This is a genomic window from Pseudomonadales bacterium, assembly GCA_041395665.1.
Taxonomy (GTDB): Bacteria; Pseudomonadota; Gammaproteobacteria; order Pseudomonadales; family UBA7239; genus UBA7239.
Window position 1 is genome coordinate 235,992 of sequence record JAWLAB010000004.1, and the last position, 6,001, is coordinate 241,992.

Sequence of the window (6,001 nt, forward strand, 5' to 3'; positions counted from 1 at the left end):
ATGAGCGAAGAAGTTGTTGTAGTAAAGAAAAAAGACAAAAAAATTGTCGAGAATGAGCATCGTACCGATGAGCAACTGCGTGTGTTTTTAGATGTATTGCCGCCAGCAGGTGTTAACGCAGACTTTCATGTGTTGCACAGTGCGTATAAAAGTATGAAGCCTGATGAGTTTGAGCGATTCGTTGGCTTTTTTCGTGAAGCAGGCAAAGATATTGAAGCAAAAAATACGGATGGAGAAACGGTTCGTGACATGATTAAAACGCACCGTCACGGTGATGAGTATTTGCCTTTTCTGTAAAGAAAATTGATGGAATAAAAGGTATAAAAAAACCGGCACTGCCGGTTTTTATACCTACCGTTGAGATTACTTAGCGGCGAGTGAAGACGTGGCATATCGTCGCTGGGTTTTGGCAGCGGGAAAGTCTGCATATATACATCTTCTGTTTTGTGACGCGATTCGAAATCGTAGCGCTTCATGAACTTGAACAGGAAGTTTCTGTACTCCATCTGTGCAAAGTGCATGCCGATACATTTGTGTGCGCCGCCACCGAAAGGATGGAATTGGAAGGCGTGTTTTTTATGTTCGGCGCGCTCTGGTGAGAAACGCTCTGGATCGAATTTGAATGGGCTGGTCCAGTATTCTTCCATCCAATGGGTAAAGCGCGGCAGAGTAAGAACCATAGTGTTGGCTGGAACACGATGACCTGCCATTTCACACTCGCGAATGGTGCGGCGAGGTACAGAAGGCACAGAAGGGCGAATGCGCTGTACTTCGTTGAATACCATCTGCATGTAAGGCAGTTTTTCTTGGTCTTCCCACAACAAACCATCAAGCTCGATGGAGTCGATTTCTTCTTGCAGTTTTTTCTTGATTTCAGGATGGCGTGCAAGATAGTAAATCGTATGTGTGATGGCGGCGGTCGTGGTGTCGTGCGCTGCAAACATCAAGAAGATGGCTTGGTTGGTGACTTCTTCCGCTGAGAAATAATCACCATTTTCGTCAGTAGAGCGGCTGAAAATACTCAGCATGTCCAAGCTATCGCCACGGCGTTTTTCGTCGATCATTGGACGGAAAAAACCTTGTAAGCGTTTTTTGCCCTGCATGCCGGTGTGATAAACAAAGCCGGGGAAATTGACGGGGAATAAATACATCAAGCCGCGAGTGGCATCAATGAACGCGTTGTTCAAGTATTTAACGCGATCACCTTTGTAATCCGTTTCGCCAGCAAAAATTTCTGCAGCAACAATCAACAGCAATTCTTTGATGTAAGTGAAAAACGGAATGGTTTTGCCTGCGTCGGCTTCCCATTCGTTTAACGCGCGATCATAGATGCGGTTAATTTCGCGTGTGTAGTGTTGCAATGCATCATTTTTGAATGCGTTTTGTACGATACGGCGCTGGTGTTTGTGATGATCGAAGTCTTCCATGATGAGGCTGCCCTCGAAGAACTTCTGTACGCGATCACCAAAACCCATTTTGGAAGAAAAGTTGCGTTCGGTATCCAGCAGTACTTGTTGCGCTAGGTCTGGACCCATCGCCAACACAGCGCGCATACCCACAGTGGAAACGCGCTGCAGCAAACCGTATTTTTTATAGCGTTCTTGCGCCCAAATAAAAGGATCTTTGACATAGTCAACGGTGTGACCCAGCACCGGCCAGCCGTAGTCGCCAGGGATATGATCCAAGTCTTTGCAGTTAGGCTGATGGATGTAATCGCCGTAAGGTTCAATAACTTTTGCCATGTTTCTACTCCTCATAGATGGCGAGCATCATAAGGAGTGACTAGCGAGCAACCAATCCGATATTCGTCGGATGCCGAGCGCACCAGAGCGGTGCGCTGATCGCCTTGGCGAGAAGGTTTAGCGACGGCGCATCAGAATAGGCATGTCGTCGTCTGGCTTCGGCAGCGGGAAGGTCTGCATATAGACATCCTGCTTCGCGTGGCGCGATTCAAAGTCAAAGCGCTTGAGAAACTTGAATAGGAAGTTGCGGTACTCCATCTGCGCGAAGTGCATGCCGATACATTTGTGCGCGCCACCACCAAAGGGGAAGAACTGGAAGGCGTGCTTCTTATGTTCTGCGCGCTCAGGCGAGAAACGCTCTGGGTCAAATTGGGCAGGGTTAGTCCAGTATTCTTCCATCCAGTGTGTGAAACGCGGCATCACAAATACCATGGTGTGTGCAGGGATTTTATGCCCCGCCATTTCGCACTCGCGAATGGTGCGGCGCGGCACGAGTGGTACAGAAGGGCGGATACGCTGTGTTTCATTGAACACCATCTGCATGTAAGGCAGTTTTTCTTGGTCTTCCCAGAGCAGGCCATCCAAATCCACCGAGTCGATCTCTTTCATCAACTTCTCTTTGACTTCTGGATTGCGTGCGAGGTAATAGATAGTGTGCGTGATGGCTGCTGTGGTGGTGTCGTGCGCGGCAAACATCAGGAAGATGGCTTGATTGGTGACTTCCTCAGCAGAGAAGTATTCGCCGTTTTCGTCTTTTTCGCGGCTGAACAAACTCAGCATGTCTTTGCCGTCGCCACGGCGCTTATCGTCGATCATCGAACCAAAAAACTGCTTCAAGAAATTTTTACCTTGAATGCCACGGTGGTAGGTCGTGCCTGGAATATCCCAGGGTACGAGGTACATCACACCGTTCACGGCATCGAGAAACGCTTTGTTTAACTGCCGAACACGCTCGCCTTTGTAATCGGTTTCCCCGGCAAAAATTTCAGCGGCAACCACCAATAACAAATCTTTGATATACATAAAAAATGGAATGGTTTTGCCGACATCTGCATCCCACTCATCCAATGCGCGATCGTAAATGCGGTTGATTTCGCGCGTGTAGTGTTGCAGCGCATCGTTCTTAAAGGCGTTTTGCACGATGCGGCGCTGGTGTTTGTGGTGCTCAAAATCTTCCATGATCAAGCTGCCTTCAAAGAAGGTTTGCAGCCGCGTATGGAAACCCATTTTAGAGGAGAAATTGCGATCCATATCCAGCATGACTTGCTGCGCGAGATCGGGCCCCAACGCGAGCAAGCCGCGCACGCCCGTCGTTTGTACGCGTTGCAGCAGGCCAAATTGTTTATAGCGTTCTTGCGTCCAAATCAGAGGGTCTTTCAGATAGCTGAAAGTGTGACCGATCAACGGCAAGCCGTAGTCGCCGGGGATGTGGTCGAGCTCGGTTGCATTGGGTTGATTGATGTAATCGCCGTAAGGTGAAATCACTTTAGCCATGAAAGTACGCCCTGTTTTTAGAGGTAGAAAGAATGGATGTGTGGAAAACATCTCCATTCTAGGCGCGGGGTTCTGGCAGAAAGATGTGCTAGGTCAAAGAGTGGTTAATTTGCTGTTTGATCAATATCAAGGAAGCTCGCCTAGCTCGCGTAGGGTTTGGCGCATCAAATCCAATTCCACCATGCGCGCTTGGTGCGTGAATTTTTTATTCCACTGTGCGTAGCGTTGTTCAAATTCAGCCAGTGGATATTCCGCCTCTTTGACGCCGATACCAACAATCGTCTGTGGAAAATAATCGGGGCCGTACCAACCCACATGCGTTTGACGAAAAGGTTTCAGTAGCGAGCGAAACGCATCGGGTGTGTAACGCCAAAAATCATTCGGTGTTTCGTGGATGAAGTAATCCAACACGGAACTCATCACCAACAGTCCGCCCGGTTTGAGTATGCGATACACCTCGGACACGGCTTGGTGCGGATATTCCACATGCTCCAGTGTGTCCATCAAAAATACTGTACCGGCAGTGTTGTCGGGTAAATCAATGTTGTGCAGATTGAGGATTTTGTCCACGCCAGGGCCTGCGCGCATATCGCAGCCGACAAAAGTTTTTCCTGCAAACAGCGGTCGCAAATCGGTGTCTTGTTCGATATTTTCAACTTGATATGAACCGAATTCGTAGATGGGTTCTGCGATGGGGAGGGTGTCCATCACGATGCCGATATATTTCCAGAGTGACTTACGCATTTAAGCTCCAAGAAAGGCTGTAACGATTTGCTCAATGCGCGCACGAATGGTTTGGCTTTCATTGGCGAGATGGTGATTGGCTTCTGCTAAATAGTGTACTTGTGTGAGAGGCATTTTTTTTTGTATGGCAGGAATGTTATAGCGCCAATCAACGGTTGTGTCGTTTTGACCCTGCAAAATCAAAGTGGGTATTTTAATAGCTGTTTGTTTTGGAAATCGCTCTAGCCAATTTTTCATCGCACCCACCCAGGCCACGGTGAGAAAGCGCGGCTGCAACGGGTCTTCGTGGTGGCAAAACTGGAGAAACTTTTTATCGCTGGAATTGTTTTTGAATTTTCTAGGGATAAATTGCACGAAATGGCGCAGGGCGAGATAGGACGGATTGCCTAGCGTTATCCAGTGATCCGGTCGCAATAGCGGAGAAAATAAAATCATTTTTTCGATGGTGTTTTGAAATCCCACCATGTGAAAGTTCATCCAGGCCGCGCAGCCTGTGCTCTGCCCAAAGCCTAAGGTGACGGGCGGCAATTTCCCCGCTGTACTGGCGCTGAGAATGGCGTGAATCGCTTGCCCGTATTCATCGAAATCGTGAATCACGGCGCGCGCGCCAGATGACAAGCCGTGCCCAGGTAAATCAAAGGCAATCACCGCGTAATTGTTTTCCAGCAAAAAGCGAATGACATGGCGATACAGGCCGACATGATCAAAATAACCGTGTGCGATGAGTGTGGTGTGTTGTGCGTTTTCCGGTAGCCAGTACTGCACAGCAAGACGATATTCGCTGCTGTTAATAGTGCCGATGCGATGTTGAGCCGTCAGTGCTTCCAATTGATAAAAACCAAGATAGGCATCAATACCACTAGGTTCTGTGTCCAGAGCAGGGTTGAAGCACAGTGGCCTTAAGGCCGTGTTGAGGGAGAGGAAACTAGGCATCGGGCTAGTCTATCAGTGAAGCTTTGATGGGGCGTTCATAGAGTTTTATATTCCTATTAATTATAAAAATATAAAAACATATTCTTTTTAGTTTTTATGGGCGATCTGTATCGTGCGCAACATCTGAAACAGACATGACACGGTGACCGCCATGAGCAACAAGCCTTCACAGCATCAGGAACACGACCCGGCTGCCACTGGCGCGTCGGGGGTGGATGAATCTTCAGTGGACAGCCGTGTGCTGGCCGAAGTGGCCAGAGCCTTGTCTGGCCTGCGCTATGGCTCGGTGGAGATCACCGTACACGACGGCAAGGTGACACAGATCGAAGCCAAGAAAAAGATTCGTCTGAACTGAGCAATCCAACTAAAACCTGACCTACCGGCAGTCCCGGCGGTTGAATACAACGACAGACCTACCCTCGGCTGACCGGACCACCGGAAGTCGGATTTCCCACAAAGTTATCTGGAGATTCGACTATGAAACATGTTACCCCCACTCCCGTCAGTCTGACGGCCACTGCGCTGGCTCTGGTACTGGCCTCGCTATCCAACACCGGTCATACAGCCAATGCTGATACGCCGCCCGACATACTGCAGCAGCTGGAGGAGCTGCGCCAGAAAGTGCTGGTGCTCGAGCGCCAGCAGGAAATTGCCCAGGCAGAGTTTGCCGAGCAGAAGAAAAAGACCCCTGTGGTCGTGGCCGGAGACAAGGGCTTCGGTCTGAAATCACCGGATGGTGCCTACGAGATCAAGCTGCGCGGCCTGTTGCAGGCGGATGTGCGTGTGTTTGGCGGCGGTATCAAAGGCCTGCACCCTTACAGCGGTGACACGGCTGCACAACAGCGCAGTGATGAAATCAATACGCGCACTGCCACGGATCAATTTCTGGTGCGTCGTGCGCGACCAACCATTGAAGGGACGCTGGGTGAAACTTATGGTTTTCGCATTACGCCGGATTTTGGTTCTAACTCCTCTACGCTAGTGGACGCGTATGTCGATGCCAATTACAGCTCGTATGCCAAAATTCGCATCGGTAAGTTCACGCCATCATTAAGTCTCGAACGACTGCAAAGTTCGGCGGATACCAA

Annotated in this window: 7 protein-coding genes; 3 read left to right on the forward strand and 4 right to left on the reverse strand. The window is 49.4% G+C overall.

From position 1 onward, the window contains the following. Complete coding sequence (locus R3E63_07835) at positions 1-297, forward strand: PA4642 family protein (GenBank protein ID MEZ5539845.1); 297 nt, start codon at positions 1-3, stop codon at positions 295-297. Here the strand turns inward: R3E63_07835 and R3E63_07840 are convergent. From R3E63_07840 to R3E63_07855, 4 genes are all read right to left on the reverse strand, one after another. Next, a complete protein-coding gene (locus R3E63_07840; protein MEZ5539846.1) occupies positions 267-1,742 on the reverse strand; it encodes a cytochrome P450 in 1,476 nt (491 codons plus the stop codon). The two genes, R3E63_07835 and R3E63_07840, sit on opposite strands and share 31 nt — an antisense overlap. 117 nt (positions 1,743-1,859) lie before the next feature. After that, entirely contained in the window at positions 1,860-3,236 is a 1,377-nt protein-coding gene (locus R3E63_07845; protein ID MEZ5539847.1) for a cytochrome P450, read from the reverse strand. Positions 3,237-3,362: 126 nt separating this feature from the next. Continuing rightward, entirely contained in the window at positions 3,363-3,980 is a 618-nt protein-coding gene (locus R3E63_07850) for a methyltransferase domain-containing protein (protein ID MEZ5539848.1), read from the reverse strand. After that, the gene (locus R3E63_07855; protein MEZ5539849.1) at positions 3,981-4,913 is read right to left on the reverse strand and encodes an alpha/beta hydrolase; all 933 of its coding nucleotides are present in this window, start codon (positions 4,911-4,913) and stop codon (positions 3,981-3,983) included. 151 nt (positions 4,914-5,064) lie between these two features. Here R3E63_07855 and R3E63_07860 point away from each other — a divergent pair, with 151 nt between their 5' ends. Both R3E63_07860 and R3E63_07865 read left to right on the forward strand, forming a co-directional pair. Continuing rightward, the gene (locus R3E63_07860; protein MEZ5539850.1) at positions 5,065-5,268 is read left to right on the forward strand and encodes a YezD family protein; all 204 of its coding nucleotides are present in this window, start codon (positions 5,065-5,067) and stop codon (positions 5,266-5,268) included. A 122-nt stretch (positions 5,269-5,390) separates the two neighbouring features. Next, positions 5,391-6,001 (forward strand): porin (locus R3E63_07865; GenBank protein ID MEZ5539851.1); only part of this gene is annotated, 611 nt, incomplete at its 3' end.